The organism is Erythrobacter sp. KY5 (genome assembly GCF_003264115.1).
Lineage (GTDB): Bacteria > Pseudomonadota > Alphaproteobacteria > Sphingomonadales > Sphingomonadaceae > Erythrobacter.
Genome location: NZ_CP021912.1, coordinates 769340 through 788495, shown reverse-complemented (window position 1 = coordinate 788495; position 19156 = coordinate 769340). Strand labels below are relative to the sequence as shown.

Here is a 19156-nt window from a genome sequence, read left to right as displayed (position 1 = left end):
CCCTAGCTCCCCATCCGCATGATGTCTTGATAAGCGGACAAGAGCTTGTTGCGCACCTGAAGCGTCGCTTCGAATGCAACGCCAGCTTCCTGTCGCGCGAGCATCACCTTGGCGATGTCGGTCACTTCGCCGCGTTCGTATGCAGCCTGCATCGCGCCCGATTTCGCCTGAACCGCGCTCACATCCTGCAGCGCGCCATTGAGCGCGCTGGCAAAGCTGTTTGCTGGCTGGGTGCCCTGTGCGGGCTGAGGTCCGTTCACCGCCCGGACCTGCTGAAGCGCCTCGCTGCGTGCCAGCACCTCCTGGCGCAGCGCCATGATCTGGCTGATCGACGTCATCGGACCGCCTGCGCCCCCGACGCTGCTCATGCCTCACCTCCAGCGACGATCAGCCCGGATTCGCGCATCGACGCCAGCCGGTAGCGCAAGGTGCGCTCCGATATTCCAAGGCTTCGCGCCGTCTTGCCCCGGTGCCCACCATGGGTTTGCAGCGCATTCAGGATCGCCTGCGCTTCGGATTTAAACGCGACGTCGGACAGCGAACTTGGCGCGCCCGAGATGTCGGGCATGGGCCAGGCGTGCACCGGTTTCTCAACTCCGCGGGCGGCCTGGTCGAAGACGATATGCTCGCTGCCAATGCGCGGCTCCTTGCCCGCAAGCAGGATCGCGCGGCGAATGACGTTTTCCAGTTCTCGCACATTGCCGGCCCAGGGATGCGCCTCAAGCAATGCCATCGCCTGACCTGATATCCAGGTCGGGCCGCCCGGCTTACAGGCATGGCGAAGCAACATTCCGAACGCCAGCGGAGCGATATCGCCGCGCCTGTCGCGCAAGGCGGGAATGGTGAGGGGGAAGACATTGAGCCGGTAAAGCAAGTCTTCGCGAAACCGGCCCCTCGCCACTTCGTCAACAAGCGTGCGATTGGTTGCTGCGATAATCCGCACGTCGACCTTCACAGGCTTTGTCGCGCCAAGCGGCAGCACCTCGCCTTCCTGCAAAGTGCGCAGCAATTTTGCCTGCAGAGCAAGCGGCAATTCGCCGATTTCGTCGAGCAGAAGCGAACCTCCATCCGCCGCCCGGAATAGCCCTTCGCGGGCCTCACCCGCCCCGGTGAATGCGCCCTTGCGATGACCGAACAATAATCCTTCCAGCATCGCTTCGGGCATGGCTGCGCAATTGACCGCAACAAAAGGGCCTGAGCAACGATCGCTAAGCGTGTGGACGAAGCGCGCCATCACTTCCTTGCCGGTTCCGGTCGGCCCTTCCAGCAGGACGGGAATGGCGCTTTTCGCGATGCGCTCGGCCAGTGTCAGGAGGGCAAGGCTTTCGGTGTCGCCGGCAATCGGCAGGCCGGGAGGCGCTGCACTTGCGAGAAGCGCTGGCTGAGCCGCTGCACTATGGGCAGGGTTGTAGGCAAGCGTGACGCGCCCTGCCTGATTTCGGCAGAGCGCCGCCACGGGCGCGTGGACCAGATCGACCGCCACCGCGCCCGCCGGCCTCGGCGCCTTCGACGCGGCAAACTGGTCGCTTGGGCCAATCGACACACGATCTTTTTGCCATGCTTGGGACAGAAGCGGCATTGTTGAATCGAGCAAAGCCGCATGCGATGCCTGCGTCCGAGCGAAGCTTGCGGGCCGCGAAACGTTCGATTCAACCGGGAACGGGGATACCACGGTCGTATTCAGGCCTGTCATGTATTCCACCTTCGGCAAGTTCTGGTGGAAACGATTTGCCGCCCTCACGTCCAAGATAGAGAAAATTTAAGCCTGCGTAGCCGCCCTTAGGGCTTGTCCTATGAACGCGCGCGGCTGGGCTCCCTTTCGGACGGGCGGGAACCCCGATCTGTGAACGGCCCCCTTAAACTCCCGCCCCGATGGTCGCTCTACCTCTCAGCAACGGCGGCGCAGTGTCGCTCGAGCGGTGACTATTTTCTCTGACCCTATGGGAGTTTGACCAATGTCCGTAATCAACACCAATATCTCTGCGCTAAAGGCACAAAATGCGAGCACGCGTGCCAATGACATGCTGAGCAGTTCGATGGAGCGCCTCTCGACCGGTCGCCGCATCAATGGCGCTGCTGACGATGCGGCGGGCCTTTCGATCGCCACCGGTTTCACCAGCGACATTCGCGCGCTTAATCAGGGCGTTCGTAATGCCAATGACGGTATCGCGCTGGCACAAACGGCCGAAGGCGCACTCGACGAAGTGACGAACATGCTCCAGCGCGTTCGTGAACTGGCGGTCCAGTCGTCGAGCGGAACATACGATGCAGACGCCCGCGGCTTCATGAACCAGGAAGTGAATGAACTGCGCAGCCAGATAACCGACATTCTCTCGAACACCGAATTCAACGGCGTGACCTTGTTCAGCACGACCAGCGGCACCGATGTGACGGTCGACATCCAGATCGACGCAGGGCGCAACGTAACGCTCACCAGCACCGCAATCGATGGCACCAATATCTCAGCGGCCGGGCTCAATGTCAGCGACACGACCAATGCTGCCACCACGATCACCAACGTCGACGGACTCTTGTCCGCCGTGAACACGTCGCGTTCTTCACTGGGTGCAGGCCAGAACCGGCTGGAATCGGCGATCAACAATCTGACCACCACAGCGACCAACCTGACCGATGCGCGCTCGCGAATTCAGGATGCGGATTACTCGTCAGAAACGACCGCGCTCGCCAAGGCGCAGATCCTGGGACAGGCGTCGACCGCCATGCTCGCTCAGGCGAACCAGTCGCAGCAGAATGTCCTCTCGCTTCTGCGATAGGTCTAACGAGCCAAGACGCTCCTCAAGGAGGAGTGCCAAGGGACCCGGGGTCGAAAGGCTCCGGGTTTCTTCGTGAACAAATCAGAGAGCGCAGCGCCTGACCCTGTCGATCAGCTGCACCTGTCCTGCCAGTCGATCACTTCGAGCCAATTGCGCAGCCGGTTTTCTTCAAGCCGGGCAATCAGCGGGTTCGCATGATAGGGTAGCAGAAATTCGGCAATCTCGTTCGACCAGTGAGCCGATGCATCGAATATTATACCCAGCCCGAAGACGGCCGGGACATGGACGTAAAAAAGCGGACGATCTTCGGTGTCGGCCTCGCGCAGGAAATCCTCGACAGCGGTGAGAACACCATTGCGCGGACCCCCGATTTCAAGAGCGACCGCAAACGATCCCATCCCCCGCATCCCGCGTCCGGCGAGCACTTCATCCGCATCGAGGCGTACGCCGTGATCATAGCTGTGCGGATGGCGCCAGCCAGGGGGCACGCGGTCAGGAGCATAGTAGAAGTCACGCCTTGCGCATGGCCATGATACGTCATGCATGAAAGCGAGCAGCGGTCTGTCTGCCTCGCGTTGAATGCGGTCGATGGCCTGCAATTCATGGATGACCGTGTAATAATTGTGATCGCCGTCGACGAACCACGCATCGGCTGCATCGCAACTGCCAAGCGCGTCGAGACTGGGCTTTGCGACATGGTGAACATGCTGGTGTTCGTCGGCCCATTCGGCAAAACCATCGGCTGGTTCCGGGTCGATACAAGTCAGCGATCCACCGCGTTCGCCGGTCCAGCCGGCGAGCACCTTGGACATGCCGCCAAATTCGCTGCCAATTTCGACAACCTCGCGCACCTTCGCGTGATCAAGGCATGGGAGGATCACACTCGAAAATTCGGACATGGAATGGATGAGCAATTCACTCATGCTGCGGCATCCTTGATAGCGGTCGGGGTCTCGTTCGGTTGCGACGCCTCGGCCGGTAACGAACGCATGCGAAGGGGGCGCAGGACAAACTCGATCATGTGCGCAGTGCTTTCATCGATCTGCGGGGGCACAAAAGCCACCAGCGTTGCACCCGGATCGGTGCATTCGATCAGACCCGGCGCGTGTTCGTGCGATCCGTCGTAATGCGCCGTGACGCGCCTGCCGCCCTTGTTCCCGTGCGTTTCGCCCTTGAGGCTGGCAATGGGGCTGATCGAAATCTCCGCGAGCTCGAACCACTCGAAAACGGACCCCACGACAAGCGCAACGGCTTTTGACCCTTTCGGCACCGGAACTCTCGCTGCCAAAAACCCTTCATGCGTCCTTTGCGCATCGACATGGGTGCGCACCCCGTCGTGATCGCTCATCACAATAGCCGGAAGCCCGATCGAATGCGCGCCGCCATCGGTGTATGAAAGGCCAAGTCCAAAGCGTTTATGCACGAGAAGCGAGAGGCGCGTATGGATGTCGTCGGCTTCAAGCTCGGCTGGCAGGAACATCCGCTCAGACCCCTTCATGTAGAACAGACCGCGGCGCCTCATGCCCCGTTTCGCATGCGCCTGATCGAACAGGGCGACCATGCGTTCACTGCCGAGATTAACGTCATGTTCGAAGCTTTTGATGACTTCGAGTTCCTGCGCTTCCGGCAGGAACATGAAGCGCATGAGCGTTGCTGACGCCGCTTCGCGCAGGGAGCGTTCGCAATTGGGGCTCTGGCTACGGATGACGGGCGGGCGGGCAGCCGCGCGGGCATATCGCACCGCGCCGTTCTGCACGCGCTCACGCACCGCGCTTTGCGCACCCTTGAGCGAATTCTGCGTCCGGATCGGTTCGCCTTGCGCCGTGTAGTCAATCGCCGATCCGATCGCGCAGGTCGCCAGCTGTTCAAGCACCGCGACGTTGGCGCAAAGTGCCTCGAGCAATTGCGGATCGAAGTGGCGCGCATCGATCAGCCCCTTCTTGTCGAGCCCGCTCGCAGCCATTTCGCGAAGCAGCAGGTACCGCCCTGCGACCTGGCAATCGAACTCGTTCGCTAACAAGGCGTCGATCCGGTCCTGAGCGGATCCGTTATATCCGAGATCGACCAGCATCAGCACATCGCCCGGCCCGGGATCGACGGACTGGCGTATATGAGCAATCAGTCGCTCGGCCCGTTCACGCGAGCGTTTTCGGGTGAGCTTGTGACGCTGCCCCTTGCGCAGCTCTTCATGCAGACGCTGGCTGGCCTGCTTCTTCGCCCTGTCGCTCTTGGGGTCGCCGACAATACTGGCAATCTCGCTTTCATCGAGCAGCATCTGGCGCGCAAGGGTTGGCGGATTAAGCGTTGCCTCAAGCATCCATTGCCGGTCATAAGCCTCGCGCGTGGTCAGATCGGCGGCAATGGCTGTGAAACGGCTGATCTCGACGCGCGCCGTGCTGGCAGCTTCACCGCCCGCCGCGTGGACGAGTTGCGGCAAATGTCCGTCCCTCAGCATGAAAAGCCAGTGCACGCGCCCCCCGCTCTTTGCAGCGAGAGCATCCGCCTCTTGTCTCAGCCATTGGTCGAAAGCGTGAAAAACAGGCCCGAGAACGCTCAGCCCCAGCGCTTCGGCCTTGTCGCTCACCTGCGGTTCCTCAGCGGCGAGCAAGGCGCGATGCGGCATCAATCCGGACACCGCATTCTGTGTGTCACCGATCATCTGACCGCTTGCCCGTTCGAGCCGCATCCGGCTTCTTGCCGGCTCGCTGAATTGTGCAAGGTGCAGGGCCGGAATGCCGAGCGCCCGGGCACTTTCGAAATCGGCTCGAAAATTGTCCCCGATATGAAGCACGTCGCCTGCACGCACTTTCATCGCCTTGATCGCTTTTGCGAGAAGACCCTGCGATTTGGAAAGGCCTGCCTCGCTGGATGCAAACACGCGATCGATCAGACCTGCAACCTCCTTGCCCGCCGCATCCTCGATCAGTTTCAGGAGCTGTCTGGCATCAAGATAGGTGTCAGAGACGATGATGATGGTAATGCCTCGCGCCCTGGCCTCGCGCATAAGTTCGACCGTGGGCGCAAAGGCGAAGCAGGTTTGCGCTTCGACAGTAAGCTCTTGCGTTATTGCCGCATCGCGCTTTTCCGCAGGCGCACCCGGCATCGCCTGCGCGTAGATTTCTGCAAGCGTGACTTCGTTGCCCTTGCGCTGGGCAGCCTTCAGTTTGCGCGCCTGTGTCTCGGCGCGAACCCGCTGACCTACGCTCACCGCTTCCAGACCGGCGAACACGTCGCTCGGAGCATGACAATCGCGCCACAACAAAGTGTCGAAACAATCGAGCGAGAGCACTTTGATACCCTCAGCTGCGCGGTCGAGTGCGCCCGGCAATTCGTGCGGCAGGATGGTTTGGTTCATGGTATCGCGCGCTCCCTTTGAGTGTCGGGAAGGCACGCTAGGCAAACATGGTTTACGAGCGCGGAGTGGTCCGCTCGGCGCTAACCCTTACGGAGGATTGCGCAGGAGAGGCGGGTTGCGCCGCTTTCACCGGGGGCGCACGCCGCCTCCCCATGCCTCGCCGTTCTTCCAGCAAAAGCAGCGAGATACGCCGGTTGCGTGGGTCAGCGGGGTCGTCGGCTATCAGCGGCTCGGTATCGGCGACCCCTTCGATCCGTGCGAACCGCGTTGCCTCAAGCCCGCTTGCGATCAGAGCCTGCCGCGTGGCTTCGGCGCGGCCAGCGGAAAGCGACCAGTTGTTGGCTTCGATACCGTCTCGCCATGGTAGCGAATCCGTATGGCCGCGCAGGATCAGGGGAGCGCGCTGCGATACCAGCACATCGCCGATCACTTCGAGCAATCCGCGCGCATCTTGGGTCAGGATCGTGGTGCCAAGGGCGAACATCGAAAAGTCGGCATCATCGACCAGGTCGATGCGTATGCCGTCCGGTGCGCGCATCACGGTCACCTGGCGCGCCAGATGAGAAATTGGCCGGCGTTTTGCGAGGGCCTCGTCGATCTGATCGCGCAATTTGTCGAGGCGTTCGGTGTCTATATCGCCATCGCCGCCGCCTTCCATCGGGCCCCCTCGCGCGCCGCGCGGCACCGTGATCGAGAGCGTACCGGTCTGGCCTTGTGCGTTGGGGTAATTGTCCACGTCGGTGAGCGAGCTTCCGCCCAGCATCCCGTCTGCCCCGGCGCTTTGCTGCTTGGTTTTGACAAGGGTGGGTGCGAAATAATCCGCGATCCCCCTGCGCTGGTTTTCCTCGGTCGCGCCAAGCAACCAGAGCAGCAGGAAGAACGCCATCATCGCGGTCACAAAATCCGCATAAGCGACCTTCCATGCGCCGCCATGATGGCCATCGCCCGCTTCTATCGTCACCTTCCTGACGATGATCGGTGGAGGCGCGACAGTCGTTTGAGCGTCCGCCACCCTATCGCCCTCTCATCGTGTCAAGCAGTTCGGTCAGCTTGGGCCGGTGTGCAGGCGGCAGGCCGGAACGCGCGGCTTCCAGCACGAGTGGTTGCGGGTATCCGTGCAGGCTTGAGACGATCACCTGCTTGATCGAGTGAAAGATCTGCTGATCGTGCGTGTTCACCTGCTTGAGGCGGCTCGCCATGGGACCGGCAAATCCGTAAGCCAGAAGCACGCCCAGAAACGTGCCCACCAGCGCCGATCCGATCATCTTGCCAAGGATTTCGGGCGGCTGATCGATCGAGCCCATGGTCTTGATGACGCCAAGCACGGCAGCCACGATCCCGAGGGCGGGAAACGCATCTGCGAGCGATTGAATGGTGTGTACCGGCTCTTCCATTTCGTGGAGCTGGGTCTTGATCGCATTGTCGATCACCTCTTCGATCGCATGCGTATCGAGCGCCCCGGACGACACGACCATCAGCGTAAGCGGGTCGCAGATCATGTCGACCACGACCGGATCGTTTTGGAGGCGCGGATATTCGCTGAAAATCGCCGAATTGGCAGGATCGGTCACATGGCTTTCAAGCGCGACCGCCCCATCGGCGCGCAGCACTTTCATCAGCTTGCTGGCAAGCGCGATCGCGTCGATGTGGTCCTCGTTCGTGAATTTGGGACCCTTGAAGACCCGCACGACTCCCGCGCCAAGCAGCTTGATCTCGTGCAATGAATTGCCGATCAGCACAGCCCCTGTTGCCGCCCCGCCGATCATCATCATCTCAAGCGGCAGCGCGACCAGGATAGGGCCCAACGCACCGCCAGCCAGCGTGAAGCCGCCAAAGACCATGACGATCAGAACGATGATACCGATTGCGGCGAACATGGCGGGCCTTCCTCGTCCTGGCTAACGTCAGAGCGCGTTGAACAGGGTAAGCGAAGAGACGCGCGTAAAGCTCGCCTGGCTGGCTTCGAGCGCGGTCAGAGCCTGTTGCAGGCGCACAATCGTATCGGCCACATCGGTGTCGGCGATCTGCGAGCGTTTTTCGGCAACGTCGATGGCGCGGGTCTGCTGATCCTGCTGGACCGCCTCGACCCAGCCTGCGCGCGTGCCGATGACGGTCTGGCTTCGATTGGCCGTGTCGATTGCGGCATCGATACCGGCAAGGGCATCTCGGGCTGCCTGTGCGGGATCGCCGCCACTCGCGCGAAGAGCGATGGCGAGATTGGTGAGGACGGCGAAGCTGTTGCTGGGCGCGCCATTCACTTCAAACTCGAAGACTTGAGCGCCCGTGACGCCACGCTCGATTTCGGTCCGCGGCGCGACGGGGATCGTGCCCACCTCGCTGTTGCCATTGTATGTGACATCGCCGTTTGCATCGCGCACGAATGCTGACGCACCGGCGGTCCCGGCAAACAGCGGTGCACCGGTAAGCGAAAGCGCGTTGGAACGAGCGAACAGCTCTTGTGTCATCTGATCGAGCTCTTCGGCAATGGCTTCACGCCCGGTCTCGCCGGTCGGATCGTTCGCGGCCAGGACGGCCAGTTCGCGGGCACGCTGGAGGACGGAGAGCACGCCTTCGATCTGGTTGCCCGCCTCGGCAAGGTCTTGCTCCAGACGCGCAGCATTCTCTGCCTCGGTCGCGCCGCGTGTTTCAAGCCGGGCCAAAGCGCGCAGCCGTGATGCGGCAACCGGATCGTCGGAACCGCGCTCGATCCGCACGCCTGTCGCAATCTGGGTCTGGAGGCGCTCCACACGCTCGCGCAGCGTCCCCATCTGGGTTAGCGAGCGTTCGAAGAACGCGCCGGTTGAATTGCTTACAAAGCTCATCGGCTGAGCCCCAGGATCGTGTCGAAAAGCTCGCCAGCGACCTGGATGATGCGGCTGTTGGCTTCGAACGCCTGCTGGAGGCGGATGAGGCTTGCCGCCTCTGCGTCGAGGTCCACGCCGGTTTCGGTCAACAGGTCTGCCTGAGCGGAAGAGTTGATGATGGCCAGCCCTTCGCGCGTGGTTTCGATGCCGGAAATCTTGCTTGAAAGCGCCAGAAGCAGCCGGTCGGTCGAGGCAATCGGACCATCATCGGCACCGAATACTGCGAGCATGTTCGACAGGTTGGCGGTGTTCCGGCTTCCCGGAGGTGAGCCAGCCGGTGCGAGCGCAAGATCCTCGCCTCGCATCAGCGCAAGCGCAATCGTGCCAGCGTCAGACCCGGTGAAGAGCGGTTGTCCGTCCGACCCGTCGAGCGCGGCTCCGGACGCTTGCGCATTGTTGGCCTGCGTAATGGTCTGGCTTGCAATCGCGTCGAGAACGGATTGACGGCCCGCAAGGTCGGTCAGAGCCGATGCGCGCCCGGCCATCGCGCCACTGAGCGGAGCAAACGCAGCGCCGCCGAAACTGAAGCTTGCCGAGCCCTGCGGGTCGATCTGGGCAGTAAGCTCGCTGAACTTGTCGCCCTCGACGAGAAGGAGGCCGCTTTCACCCGCAGGCAATGGCGTCCCGACAAGCCGGACCTCGGCTGCTCCGAACTCGTCGAACCGGGTGATTGTACCAAACTCGGAAGAGATATCGCGCAAGGCTGCATCGCGGGCATCCAACAGAGAAGCCTGTGCAGCCGTACCGCTGCGAACATTGGCCAGTTCGACATTGATCCGTGCCAGCTCGCGCGCCGCGCCGTTGATCGCGTCAACGCCGACATTGACGTCATCTTCGACCAATTGACGCGCATTGCCGAGCGAGAAATCCGCCAGTTGAAAGGTCTGCGCAAGCTGACGCGCGCTTTCGAGCGCTCCTGTGCGCAATGCCAGATCGGTCGGGTCACCTTCGAGCACTCGCAGCGCTGCCTCGTAATCAACCAGTCCGCGAAACAGGCCCGATTGTTCAAGCGCTGTTTCCGCATCGCGAAGCCCCGAAAGCTCGGCTTCGGCCCGTTGAAGGTCGGATGCGCTGTCGCGCGCCCGCCGCTGGATAAGCTCGCTGTTGGGCCGATCAATCCCGCCAATGCGAACGCCTGCAAGCGAGCTTGACGACTGAAAGTCTATCCTGGCCGCTCCGACGAACTCGCTCAATTGCAAGCTGCGGCGCACATAATCGGGGTTCGATGCGTTCGCGATGTTCTGCGCGGTCACTTCGATGCTGGCTTTTGCAGCAGCGGCGCCGCTGCGACCGATAGAGATGAGGTTCGTAGGCATCAGACTTCACCCTTCACATCAAGGTATTGAGCAAGCTGCTCTTCGATGCTCCGGGCAAATCCGAGGGTGCCGGTCCGGGCGGCGATATCGGCGAAGTGTTCGTCGCGCATCGTCTCGAACTGTTTGCGCCCGCCCCCGGTCAGGGGGGTGTCCTCGGTGAAGCTGGAGGCACGCGCGGCCTCGAGCATCTTGCGCACCATGATCGCCTCGAACCCTTCGGCTGCTTCGCGCAGGGCAAGGCGCTCGGGATCGAGTTTCTCGGGGCCGGGGATCGGCGAGATGTGCGCAGCGCCGATCACAGCACCACCATCTCTGCCTGAAGTGCGCCCGCCTGTTTGAGGCTCTCAAGGATCACCACAAGATCCGCCGCCCCGACGCCGAGCAGATTGAGCGCATCGACGATCTCGCTGAGCGAGGCCGCGCCCGGCATCAGTGCGATACGGTCGGATTGCTGTTCGACCGTGATTTCGGAGGATTCCTCGATTTCGGTGTCGCCAAGGCCAAACGGTTCGGGCTGGACGACGCGCGGTGCCTCGTCGATGCGGATGACGAGCTTGCCGTGACTGATCGCAGCGGGCGCGAGGCGGACGGACTGGTTGATGACCACCGTCCCGGTGCGCGAGTTGACAATAACCCGCGCGGCGACCGGAGCGGGTGTGACAGGCAGCATCTCGATTGTGGCAAGTGCAGCCGCGCGTTCATCGTTGCCGAAGGGCAGAGCGAGTTCGATGCTCACTCCGTCGGCGATGCGCGCCATGCCCGGATAAGCGACATTGATGGCATCGCGCACGCGCGCTGCCGTCAGGAAATCGGCCTGGTGAAGGTTGAAACGCAAGGTGCCTTCGCGCTCGAAACCGGTGGCTACCGTGCGCTCAACCGTGGCGCCATCGGCTATCCGCCCGACGGTCGTGACATTGACCGAAACCTGAGAGCCATCGCGCCCGGAAACGCCCAGCCCTCCCACGGCGACATTGCCCTGCGCCATCGCGTAAATCTGCCCGTCGGCTCCATATAACGGCGCGAGCACCAAAGCCCCTCCGCGCAAGGATCGCGCCTGTCCCAATGTCGAGACGGTTATGTCGATCCTTTGACCTGGCTTTGCAAAGGCGGGGAGTTCCGCAGTCACGATCACTGCGGCGGCGTTGCGCAGGTTCGGGCTAACGCCCGGCGGCAATTGCAGCCCCAACCTGCCCGATACGCCGCGCATGGCCTCCGTGACATAAGCAAGGTTGTCATCGCCCGTGCCCTGAAGCCCGACGACGACGCCGTATCCGGTAAGCTGGTTGGCGCGCAGGCCTTCGAACTGGCCGAGGTCGCGAATACGCTCTGCATGAGCGGTCTGCGGCACGGCGGTGGCAAAGACAGCAAGGACCGCCAGCATCAGTTTGGTGAGGTGTTTCGTCATAACGCTGGCCCTTTAAAACGGTGAAATCGCGCCGAAAAAGCGTGACAGCCAGCCCGGACGGCTCGCCCGTTGGACCGCGCCTTGTCCGGTGTAGATGATCCGCGCATTGGCCACGCGCGAGGACGGCAGTGTGTTGTCGACGTCGATATCCACCAGCCGGATCCGGCCTGCGAACTGGACCCACTCATCGCCCTGGCTCAGCGCCATCTGCTTTTCTCCAACCACTTCAGCCGTTCCGTTGGGGTAGATCGCGGCGATCGTAACCGCGACGGTGCCGGTCAGCTGGCTCTGCTGCGCGGCGTTCCCAGAACCATTGAACGACCCCGATCCCGAAGCATTAAGGGCATCGGGGTTGAGAAAGCCGAGCGGTCCTGCGCCTGGCGGGATGAGAGCGAGCTCGCCGGAGCGGTCGGTTTGGCCCGTAATGCTTTTCGAGGTGGCTGTGCTCTCGACCAGCAGGATCGTGACCATATCGCCAAGGCCGCGCGCGCGGGTTCCGGTGACGAGCGGCGAATAACCCTGGCTCGCCTGATAGATCGAACCCTTGTTCGCAAGCTCTGCCCCGGCGACCGGCACCATGACCGGGGGCGGCGGAGGGGCGGCAAAACCGAACTCGCGCTTGGCGCCATTGGCAAGGCAGGCTGAAAGCGAAAAGGCGGCAAGCGTGAGCGTGGCGAGGCGAATGATCTGTTTCATCGCCTGCCTCACAGCGTCTGGTTCGCGTTGCGCAGCATCTCGTCGACCGAGCTCACCATCTTCGAATTGATCTCGTAAGCGCGCTGCGCCTCGATCATCTCGACCAGTTCCTCGACCACATTGACGTTTGAGGTTTCCAGCATCCCTTGGCGGATATTTCCGCGCCCGAATTGACCGGCAAGCCCCGCATCGACCGGACCGCTGGCCGCGGTTTCGACGAGGAAGTTGTCGCCGATGGCGCGAAGGCCTGCGGGGTTGACGAAGCTTGCGACCTGAAGCTGCCCGATCTGGATCGGCGCGGCCTGCCCGGGTTGCACAGCGCTTACCGTTCCATCGGGTGCAATGGTGACGTTCTGCGCGCCTTGCGGCACCTGAATCGGCGGGGTCAGCGAATAGCCTTGGCTGGTAACCAGCTGGCCCTCTGGCGACAGCGTGAAATTGCCCGCGCGGGTGTAGGCGATCTCGCCGCCACCGGGCAGCTCGACCTGAAAGAAGCCGGGACCATCAAGCGCGAGGTCGAGCGAATTGCCCGTCTGGTTGAGCGTCCCTTGCGCCTCGATCCGGCTTGTGCCCGTAACCTGCACCCCGGTGCCAAGGTTCAGCCCGGTCGCAAAAGCGGTCTGCTGCGTGGACTGCTGCCCGGCAACCCGCATTTCCTGATAAGCGAGCGTGGCAAATTCGGCCCGGTCGCGCTTGAAACCCGTCGTGCCGATATTGGCGAGGTTGTTGGCGATGACGCGCATGCGCGCATCCTGAGCTTCAAGCCCGGTGCGGGCGACGTGAAGGGCGGAAGTGGGCATAATCGGAGTGCTCCTTTAAACGAGGTCAGGTCGTGGCGACCGGTCAGCCCATGCCGAGCAAGCGACTGCTCGCTTCGTCGAGTTCGCCGGCGGTCTGAATGATCTTCGCGCGCTGTTCGAAGGCGCGCTGGGCGTCGATCATCTCGATCAGGGTCGCGGCGGTCTGGACATTCGACCCTTCGAGCGCGCCGGGGATCACGCGCGCGGTCGGGTCTGCAGGAAGGACGCCCCCGCCCGGCACTCTCAGGAAGCTGTCGATGCCCTTGGCCAAAGCGCTGCCTTGCGGTGAGACGAGCTTGATCCGGTCGAGCACGGCGGCGTCTTCACCGGGCGCAGCGGGGTCGGATGCGAGGACGGTGCCATCGGGCGACACGGACACGCGAAAGCCTGCGGGCACGGTGATCGGCGCGCCGCCTTCGCCAAGGACCGGCAAGCCCTCTCCATTTTCGAGCAGGCCAGTCGGCGTCACGCGCAAATCGCCGCGCCGCGAATACAGCTCGCCGCCGCCCGGTGCCTGAAACGCGATCAGCGCCTCGCCTTCGACCGCGATGTCGAGCGGCTGGCCGGTCGGATTGACCTTGGCAGGCGCCATGTCCGCCGATCGCACTGCGCCCCTTGCCAGCGAACGCGCCTCGACCGAGCCGTCTCGCAGCGTCGAGGGCGTCACGGTGAACACTTCCTTGCGAAAACCCGGCGTCGATGCGTTGGCAAGATTGTTGGCCACCATGCGCTGGCGGTTCATGCTCGCATCCATGCCGGTGAGCGCGGTGTAGATCAGGCGGTCCATCGTCTACGCCTTACCGCTGAAGGTTGAGCACGGTCTGGGTGATCGCGGTCGCGGTGTCGATCGCGCGCGCGTTCGCCTGGAAATTGCGCTGTGCCGTCAAGAGCGAGACCATTTCCTCAGCCAGATCGACGTTAGAGCGTTCGAGCGTGCCGGTTGCGATGGCGCCGAAATTCCCTACGCCGGGCTGGCCGAACTCGGGATCGCCCGATTGTGCGGTCGCCTCCCACTTGGTCTGGCCGATGGATCGAAGACCGCCATTTGCAGGGAAAGTTGCGAGCGAAAGCATGGCGACAGGTTCGCTGAAGCCATCGGAATAAGTGGCGGTCAGAACCCCGCGCGCATCGAAACCCACGCTGGTGAGCTGAAAACTCTGCGTGGCGCCCGTGACCGGATCGGTGTCCGTTCGCGAGGTCGGAATGGTGATGTCGCCCGGCACGGTGGATGTCGGCGCACCGTTGCCATCGACCGGGAAGCCCTGGATGCGGTCGCCAAAGGCGTCCTGCAATGTGCCAGTCGCGACGATTTCGAGATTGCCGTTGCGGGTGAAGTTGATGTCTCCCGAAATGGCATTGGCGGACGTGATGAAGCCCCCGCCATTGATCGCGATATCCAGCGCGCGCCCCGTCTGCTCCAACTGGCCAAGACCGAAATCCTGCGAGATGCGCGACACGGTCGCCCCGATGCCCGGAGTGGTGCGCGGATCGGTGCTGCCTCCCCTTGCGACCAGATCGGAGAATTGCGCGCTCGACTTTTTGAAGCCTGCGGTTTCGGCGTTGGCGATATTGTTCGAGATGACGCGCAGGTCGGTCTCTGCGTTTCGCATGCCGCTTAGCGAGGTGAAAAATGACATGAGTGAGTTCCTTGGATGGTCCGGGGGATCAGGTGGCGGTCTGGCTGGCGAAGGCGGCGGCCTGAGCAGCAGAAGCGGCGGCGGCGCGTTCCTGCGCTTCGATCAGCGCGTCGAGCTTGGCTGAAATCTCGTCGAGCACAGAGCGCGAGGCCGTGCCATTCTCAAGGTTGGAGAATTGCGCAAGCTGGGCGAGCATCTGCTCGTTCGATTGCGGCTCCAAAGGGTCCTGATTGGCAAGCTGCGCGGTCATCAGGCGCAGGAAATCTTCTGAATCGAGCGCAGCAGCCGCGCTTTCGCGCCGAATGGTCGAGGGCGCGTTGATCCGTTCGAGATTGGCCCTGAGGTCAGGGTTCGACGAAGACGTAATGGCGTTCATTTCAATTGCTCCTGAGCGTTTCCAGCATCAGCTGTTTCGCGGTCTGCAGCGCCTGCACCATGTTCTGGTACTGGCGCGCGCTTTCCATGATCTCGACCATCTCGGCGCTCTCATCGACAGGCGCTTCGAAGATATGACCGGTGTCATCGGCCAGCGGATGCGAGGGGTCGTAGCGCTTGCGCGGCGCTTCGTTCGACTGGGTGATGCCGTCTGCCCTGACGCTCGAAAGCCCGCTCGCGCGGTCGAGTTCGGCGCGAAAGACAGCGCGCATCGGGCGGTAGGCTTGCGCTTCGGACGAAGCGACGGAACCGGCATTGGCGAGGTTCGAGGTTGCGACATTCATGCGCACCAGCTGTGCGGACATCGCTCGTTCGGTCATCGCAAACAGGGTGGTGCGGTCAGACACGGATCATTCTCCCTTCAGCGCGCGGGTGATCGTGTTGACCTTGCCCTGCACGAAACTGAGCGTGGCTGAGTAAGCCAGCGCATTCTCAGCAAAGGCGACCTGCTCGCGAGAAAGTTCGACGGTGTTCCCGTCCAGCGTTGGCATGGCAGATCGGCGATAAAGCAGATCGGGTTCGCCAAAGGCTGCAGGCTCGCCGCGCCGCGTCTCCAACCGCGCATCGAGCGCCGCGTTGAAATCCATGTCGCGCGCCTTGAAACCGGGTGTTCCCGCATTGGCGATGTTCGATGCGATCACACCCATGCGCTGCGAGCGCAGTTCGAGCGCGGCACCGTGAATTCCGAAAATCGTCTCTGACATGATCGCGCCTTCGCATCCTGCTGAACGGTGAGAACCGGGTTTTCGCCCGGCTTGTCGCCTGTCTGGTCGCTCACTCTGCACGATGCATGCCAAGTGCCTGAAAAACCGCAGGACGGGGCGCATGGGTCAGGCGGACCGGCAAACGGCGGCAAGCGCTTGCCGGGGCGACGGCAAGGCGGTGCCCTTCATTGGTCAGCACGCTCATCACCTTAATCCCGCGCGTTCGAAGCCGTTCTTCGCGTCGAGCCCAAACCGGTCGATCACGCGGGAGACAATAGGAATGATGAGCGCCCTTGCGCCCCTGATCGACGTGTCAGCGATCACCATCGTCATCGCGGGAACATGGGCCGCCGCAGCCGCACGCAGCGGTCGAAGCGGGATTGCAAGCGGCGCGCGCGCCCTCTTGCGGCTATGGCATCGCGGTTTCGATGCAGGGGCCAACCGCGCAGCGCTCGCACGATGTGCCCTGAGCATCAGGCAAAACGGGGCTCTTTGCAGCGAAACCGATCTGCCTTGCGACCCTGACACGGCCGGGTGGGTCGAGCGCTTTCTTGCAACGGGCAATGTCGAAAAACTTCACGAGGCGGAGCAGGAGGCGCGTGAAAAGCGCGTGGCCGACAGGGCACGCGGGGCCAAGCTGTTCGAGGTTGCAGGCGAGCTGGCACCGGTTTTCGGCCTTGTCGGCACCTTGTTTGCCATCACGCAGCTCATGCCCGGCACAGCGACCCAGGCAGCCGAAACGATCATGAGCTCGCTCGCCAGCGCGGTGCTTTCCACGCTCTATGGCGTGCTTAGCGCGCACCTTTTGTACTTCCCCCTGGCGCGGGCAATCGAACGGCGCGGCGAAGCTGAAGAGCGCGCGCGCGCAGCCATGATGGCGTGGTTCCTGAAGGAGACCGGCCCGCATCGAACGCGCAAGGCATCGCGATTGAGAGACGCCGCATGAGCCCCGCCGCGCCTCAGAGCTGGCAGCTTGTGCTGGCGGATCTCGCGCTGATTCTGTTTCTCGTGACCTTGTCGGGATTGGCTAACGACGAGGACGCCAAGCCGGCAGTCGACGGGGAACTCTCGTCATCTCAAGAGCCGCAATTCGCCCCATCGCAAGCGCTTTTCAGGCCGTCGGCTGCCGGGCCGACCTTGCGCGAATGGTTGTCTGACCAACCCTTCGACACGCGTTCCACCGTCACGGTCTATGCTCAATATGGACGCGAGGGCAGGGAAGCGGCGTGGGAGGCTGCGCGCAGGCTGGCCAATCAGGCGGAAGAGGCGGGTTATGCCGTGCGCGTCGTGATCGCCCGCGGTCAGGAGAGCGACCTTCACGCAAGCCTTGCCTACGATGCGCCGATCCTGTCGAACAAGCCCTAGCCCGTGCAGATACGATCGCGACCTTCGCGTTTGGCCTGATACAGCGCCGCATCGGCGCGAGCGAGCGCATCGCGGGCATCGTGTGCCCCTTGCACCTGCGCGATACCGCCGGAAAACGTGATCTTGCCGAAGGATTTGCCGGTCTCGCGATTGACCATGCGCTTGAGCCCCTGAGCCCGCCGGACCGCGTCGAGCTTGCGCCAAGCCCCTTCAAGATCGACATCGTGAAGCAGCAGCACGAATTCCTCGCCTCCATGACGCGCGACAAAGCAGTCGTTGCAGGCATGATCGTTCAACGTCCCGGCAATAGCGACAAGCACGCGGTCGCCCGCATCGTGGCCATGGCGATCATTGACCATCTTGAAATTGTCGACATCGCAAAACGCCACGCAAAGCTTCGCGCCATCCTGATCCACCTTTTGCGAGGCTGCGATAAGCTGGCGCTCGAACGAGCGGCGATTGGGAAGCCGGGTGAGGTGATCGACATCGGCTTCGATCCGGGCTTCGGCCAGACTGGAGCGCAGTTTGTCGGTTTCGGCCTGGCTGCGTTCCATGGCGCTCTCCGCCTCGCTCAGCCGGTCGAGCACCGCGCGCGACAGATCGATCACCCGGCTCACGTCGCGATTGCCCGCATTTGGATCGCCGGTCGTTTTCATCCGTTCGATCTGCGCTCCCAATGCGCCGCGATGTTCGCAGGTTTCGTCCTGCGCAGACTTGGCCGTTTGCGCGAACCGCATCAGCGCATATTCCATCTTGTCCATCAGCTGTTCGAGTTCATTCATGCGCTTGCCCGTCTCCGGATCAAGGCGCATCACCGTATCGAGCCAGCGCTGGTCTATCGGTTCGCGCGCGATCTCTCGCTGGGCAAGCGCCTCGCCAAGAGCGACATTCGTGCCCGAAAGCGCGGTCCCGATTGCGGCCAGATTGGCGCCGGTCACGTTCAGATCATGCTTCATGATGAAATCGGAAATGCGTTCGAGCAGCTCGCGGCGCGCCTCGCGCGCTCGGCTCATCGGTGGATTGTCGAGCGGCTTGAGAAGCGGTTTTGTGGGCATCGCGGCGTCGTGTCCTCGGCATGGCAGGCAATGGCGAACTGACTATGGCTGCGAAGTTAAATCCGGCTTCTGGTGCGCATCGCAATGTCCCTTAGCGCACAGATTGGCATGGCGTTTGCTTCGTATCACCGCACACGAAGCTCACCTCTTATGGCCAGTCGAAAGGCGAACAATGAAGCTCATTCCCTCAACATGCAGGCATCGCGGGACACACATCATGATCGCTGGCGCATTTGCCGGTGTCCTGGCCGCCACCGCGCCAGCCAGCGCGCAATCCGGCGCTGGTGCAGTCCACACCGATCCGGCGGCGATAGACCGCGCCGTGGTCGAATTTACCGGCATTTCCATCGGTCAGGAGGGCAGCGCGCGGATGCCCGCTGACCGGCGGCTGAAACTGGCAGCATGCGCCGCTCCCCTCGGCGTAAGCTGGCACGGCAGGGCCAGAACGAGCCTTGCGGTAAGCTGCGCGGGGCCACAGCCATGGCGCATTTTCATCGCCGCCCACACCCCCGCGATGGCCGAAGAAATCGCACCCGTGGTCGCACGCGGCGACCCGCTTACGATTGCGGTGCGTGGACGAGGTTTCACCGTACAGCAGGCCGGCGAGGCGCTGGAGAGCGGGAGGCCGGGCGAATGGATTGCCGTGCGCACTGCGCGCGATGCGCAGCCAGTCCGCGCCCGGATCGAGCGGCCCGGCCTCGCGATTATCCCTGCCCCGTGAATAATCGCGATGCGGGGACTTAAAGGCGA

General features: G+C 62.7%; 22 protein-coding genes. 4 read left to right on the top strand and 18 right to left on the bottom strand.

The window, feature by feature from the left end:
• Positions 1 to 2: 2 nt before the first annotated feature.
• Both fliE and CD351_RS03845 read right to left on the bottom strand, forming a co-directional pair.
• Complete coding sequence (gene fliE / locus CD351_RS03850; RefSeq protein WP_111991395.1) at positions 3 to 368, bottom strand: flagellar hook-basal body complex protein FliE; 366 nt, start codon at positions 366 to 368, stop codon at positions 3 to 5.
• Entirely contained in the window at positions 365 to 1543 is a 1179-nt protein-coding gene (locus CD351_RS03845; RefSeq protein WP_234027208.1) for a sigma-54-dependent Fis family transcriptional regulator, read from the bottom strand. Before CD351_RS03845 ends, fliE begins: the two co-directional genes overlap by 4 nt.
• Positions 1544 to 1955: 412 nt before the next feature.
• Between CD351_RS03845 and CD351_RS03840 the strand changes: the two genes are divergently transcribed.
• Positions 1956 to 2774 (top strand): flagellin, encoded by an 819-nt coding sequence (locus tag CD351_RS03840; RefSeq protein ID WP_111991394.1) that lies wholly within the window; start codon positions 1956 to 1958, stop codon positions 2772 to 2774.
• Positions 2775 to 2884: 110 nt separating this feature from the next.
• On the opposite strand, the gene CD351_RS03835 is transcribed toward CD351_RS03840, so the two are convergent.
• Genes CD351_RS03835 through flgB form a run of 15 tightly spaced genes read right to left on the bottom strand, consistent with a single transcriptional unit; the run spans position 2885 to position 15986 of the window.
• Positions 2885 to 3697, bottom strand: coding sequence for a class I SAM-dependent methyltransferase (locus CD351_RS03835; protein ID WP_111991393.1), 813 nt, complete (start codon positions 3695 to 3697; stop codon positions 2885 to 2887).
• The gene (locus tag CD351_RS03830; RefSeq protein ID WP_111991392.1) at positions 3694 to 6129 is read right to left on the bottom strand and encodes an HAD family hydrolase; all 2436 of its coding nucleotides are present in this window, start codon (positions 6127 to 6129) and stop codon (positions 3694 to 3696) included. The genes CD351_RS03835 and CD351_RS03830 overlap by 4 nt, the downstream gene beginning before the upstream one ends.
• Positions 6130 to 6181: 52 nt before the next feature.
• On the bottom strand, positions 6182 to 7141 hold the full coding sequence (locus CD351_RS03825; protein WP_111991391.1) for a flagellar motor protein MotB: 960 nt from the start codon (positions 7139 to 7141) through the stop codon (positions 6182 to 6184).
• Position 7142: 1 nt separating this feature from the next.
• Positions 7143 to 8006, bottom strand: a complete 864-nt coding sequence (motA, locus tag CD351_RS03820) for a flagellar motor stator protein MotA (protein WP_111991390.1) — start codon at positions 8004 to 8006, stop codon at positions 7143 to 7145.
• Between the two features lie 27 nt (positions 8007 to 8033).
• Complete coding sequence (locus CD351_RS03815) at positions 8034 to 8951, bottom strand: flagellar biosynthesis protein FlgL (RefSeq protein ID WP_111991389.1); 918 nt, start codon at positions 8949 to 8951, stop codon at positions 8034 to 8036.
• Positions 8948 to 10309, bottom strand: a complete 1362-nt coding sequence (gene flgK, locus CD351_RS03810) for a flagellar hook-associated protein FlgK (protein WP_111991388.1) — start codon at positions 10307 to 10309, stop codon at positions 8948 to 8950. The genes CD351_RS03815 and flgK overlap by 4 nt, the downstream gene beginning before the upstream one ends.
• Positions 10309 to 10608, bottom strand: a complete 300-nt coding sequence (locus CD351_RS03805; RefSeq protein WP_111991387.1) for a rod-binding protein — start codon at positions 10606 to 10608, stop codon at positions 10309 to 10311. The genes flgK and CD351_RS03805 overlap by 1 nt, the downstream gene beginning before the upstream one ends.
• Positions 10605 to 11714, bottom strand: a complete 1110-nt coding sequence (locus CD351_RS03800) for a flagellar basal body P-ring protein FlgI (protein ID WP_111991386.1) — start codon at positions 11712 to 11714, stop codon at positions 10605 to 10607. The genes CD351_RS03805 and CD351_RS03800 overlap by 4 nt, the downstream gene beginning before the upstream one ends.
• Before the next feature lie 12 nt (positions 11715 to 11726).
• Positions 11727 to 12410: a flagellar basal body L-ring protein FlgH gene (locus CD351_RS03795; RefSeq protein ID WP_111991385.1), complete on the bottom strand. Its 684-nt coding sequence runs from the start codon at positions 12408 to 12410 to the stop codon at positions 11727 to 11729.
• A gap of 8 nt (positions 12411 to 12418) precedes the next feature.
• Positions 12419 to 13210, bottom strand: a complete 792-nt coding sequence (gene flgG / locus CD351_RS03790; protein WP_111991384.1) for a flagellar basal-body rod protein FlgG — start codon at positions 13208 to 13210, stop codon at positions 12419 to 12421.
• Positions 13211 to 13253: 43 nt separating this feature from the next.
• Positions 13254 to 13997 carry a flagellar basal body rod protein FlgF gene (locus CD351_RS03785; protein WP_111991383.1) on the bottom strand — a complete coding sequence of 248 codons (744 nt, stop codon included), beginning with the start codon at positions 13995 to 13997 and terminating at the stop codon, positions 13254 to 13256.
• A gap of 10 nt (positions 13998 to 14007) precedes the next feature.
• Positions 14008 to 14847, bottom strand: coding sequence for a flagellar hook-basal body complex protein (locus CD351_RS03780; protein WP_111991382.1), 840 nt, complete (start codon positions 14845 to 14847; stop codon positions 14008 to 14010).
• Positions 14848 to 14875: 28 nt separating this feature from the next.
• Entirely contained in the window at positions 14876 to 15223 is a 348-nt protein-coding gene (locus CD351_RS03775) for a flagellar hook assembly protein FlgD (protein WP_111991381.1), read from the bottom strand.
• A gap of 1 nt (position 15224) precedes the next feature.
• Positions 15225 to 15602, bottom strand: a complete 378-nt coding sequence (flgC, locus tag CD351_RS03770; protein ID WP_111991380.1) for a flagellar basal body rod protein FlgC — start codon at positions 15600 to 15602, stop codon at positions 15225 to 15227.
• A 30-nt stretch (positions 15603 to 15632) separates the two neighbouring features.
• Positions 15633 to 15986, bottom strand: a complete 354-nt coding sequence (flgB, locus tag CD351_RS03765; RefSeq protein ID WP_174214235.1) for a flagellar basal body rod protein FlgB — start codon at positions 15984 to 15986, stop codon at positions 15633 to 15635.
• Positions 15987 to 16266: 280 nt separating this feature from the next.
• On the opposite strand from flgB, the gene CD351_RS03760 reads away from it, so the two are divergent.
• The gene (locus CD351_RS03760; RefSeq protein ID WP_162627592.1) at positions 16267 to 16932 is read left to right on the top strand and encodes a MotA/TolQ/ExbB proton channel family protein; all 666 of its coding nucleotides are present in this window, start codon (positions 16267 to 16269) and stop codon (positions 16930 to 16932) included.
• Positions 16929 to 17351, top strand: coding sequence for a hypothetical protein (locus CD351_RS03755; RefSeq protein WP_111991378.1), 423 nt, complete (start codon positions 16929 to 16931; stop codon positions 17349 to 17351). The genes CD351_RS03760 and CD351_RS03755 overlap by 4 nt, the downstream gene beginning before the upstream one ends.
• Here CD351_RS03755 and CD351_RS03750 read toward each other — a convergent pair.
• Entirely contained in the window at positions 17348 to 18406 is a 1059-nt protein-coding gene (locus CD351_RS03750) for a diguanylate cyclase (protein ID WP_111991377.1), read from the bottom strand. The genes CD351_RS03755 and CD351_RS03750 overlap by 4 nt on opposite strands.
• Positions 18407 to 18623: 217 nt before the next feature.
• Between CD351_RS03750 and CD351_RS03745 the strand changes: the two genes are divergently transcribed.
• A complete protein-coding gene (locus CD351_RS03745; RefSeq protein WP_234027207.1) occupies positions 18624 to 19127 on the top strand; it encodes a flagella basal body P-ring formation protein FlgA in 504 nt (167 codons plus the stop codon).
• The last annotated feature ends 29 nt before the right edge of the window (positions 19128 to 19156 follow it).

Excerpts from the sequence above, each read along its gene's own strand:
- fliE (WP_111991395.1), bottom strand. The coding sequence starts at position 368 with ATGAGCAGCGTCGGGGGCGCAGGCGGTCCGATGACGTCGATCAGCCAG.
- CD351_RS03840 (WP_111991394.1), top strand. The coding sequence starts at position 1,956 with ATGTCCGTAATCAACACCAATATCTCTGCGCTAAAGGCACAAAATGCG.
- CD351_RS03835 (WP_111991393.1), bottom strand. The coding sequence starts at position 3,697 with ATGAGTGAATTGCTCATCCATTCCATGTCCGAATTTTCGAGTGTGATC.
- CD351_RS03830 (WP_111991392.1), bottom strand. The coding sequence starts at position 6,129 with ATGAACCAAACCATCCTGCCGCACGAATTGCCGGGCGCACTCGACCGC.
- motA (WP_111991390.1), bottom strand. The coding sequence starts at position 8,006 with ATGTTCGCCGCAATCGGTATCATCGTTCTGATCGTCATGGTCTTTGGC.
- CD351_RS03815 (WP_111991389.1), bottom strand. The coding sequence starts at position 8,951 with ATGAGCTTTGTAAGCAATTCAACCGGCGCGTTCTTCGAACGCTCGCTA.
- flgK (WP_111991388.1), bottom strand. The coding sequence starts at position 10,309 with ATGCCTACGAACCTCATCTCTATCGGTCGCAGCGGCGCCGCTGCTGCA.
- CD351_RS03800 (WP_111991386.1), bottom strand. The coding sequence starts at position 11,714 with ATGACGAAACACCTCACCAAACTGATGCTGGCGGTCCTTGCTGTCTTT.
- CD351_RS03795 (WP_111991385.1), bottom strand. The coding sequence starts at position 12,410 with ATGAAACAGATCATTCGCCTCGCCACGCTCACGCTTGCCGCCTTTTCG.
- flgG (WP_111991384.1), bottom strand. The coding sequence starts at position 13,210 with ATGCCCACTTCCGCCCTTCACGTCGCCCGCACCGGGCTTGAAGCTCAG.
- CD351_RS03785 (WP_111991383.1), bottom strand. The coding sequence starts at position 13,997 with ATGGACCGCCTGATCTACACCGCGCTCACCGGCATGGATGCGAGCATG.
- CD351_RS03780 (WP_111991382.1), bottom strand. The coding sequence starts at position 14,847 with ATGTCATTTTTCACCTCGCTAAGCGGCATGCGAAACGCAGAGACCGAC.
- CD351_RS03775 (WP_111991381.1), bottom strand. The coding sequence starts at position 15,223 with ATGAACGCCATTACGTCTTCGTCGAACCCTGACCTCAGGGCCAATCTC.
- flgC (WP_111991380.1), bottom strand. The coding sequence starts at position 15,602 with ATGACCGAACGAGCGATGTCCGCACAGCTGGTGCGCATGAATGTCGCA.
- flgB (WP_174214235.1), bottom strand. The coding sequence starts at position 15,986 with ATGTCAGAGACGATTTTCGGAATTCACGGTGCCGCGCTCGAACTGCGC.
- CD351_RS03760 (WP_162627592.1), top strand. The coding sequence starts at position 16,267 with ATGATGAGCGCCCTTGCGCCCCTGATCGACGTGTCAGCGATCACCATC.
- CD351_RS03755 (WP_111991378.1), top strand. The coding sequence starts at position 16,929 with ATGAGCCCCGCCGCGCCTCAGAGCTGGCAGCTTGTGCTGGCGGATCTC.
- CD351_RS03750 (WP_111991377.1), bottom strand. The coding sequence starts at position 18,406 with ATGCCCACAAAACCGCTTCTCAAGCCGCTCGACAATCCACCGATGAGC.
- CD351_RS03745 (WP_234027207.1), top strand. The coding sequence starts at position 18,624 with ATGATCGCTGGCGCATTTGCCGGTGTCCTGGCCGCCACCGCGCCAGCC.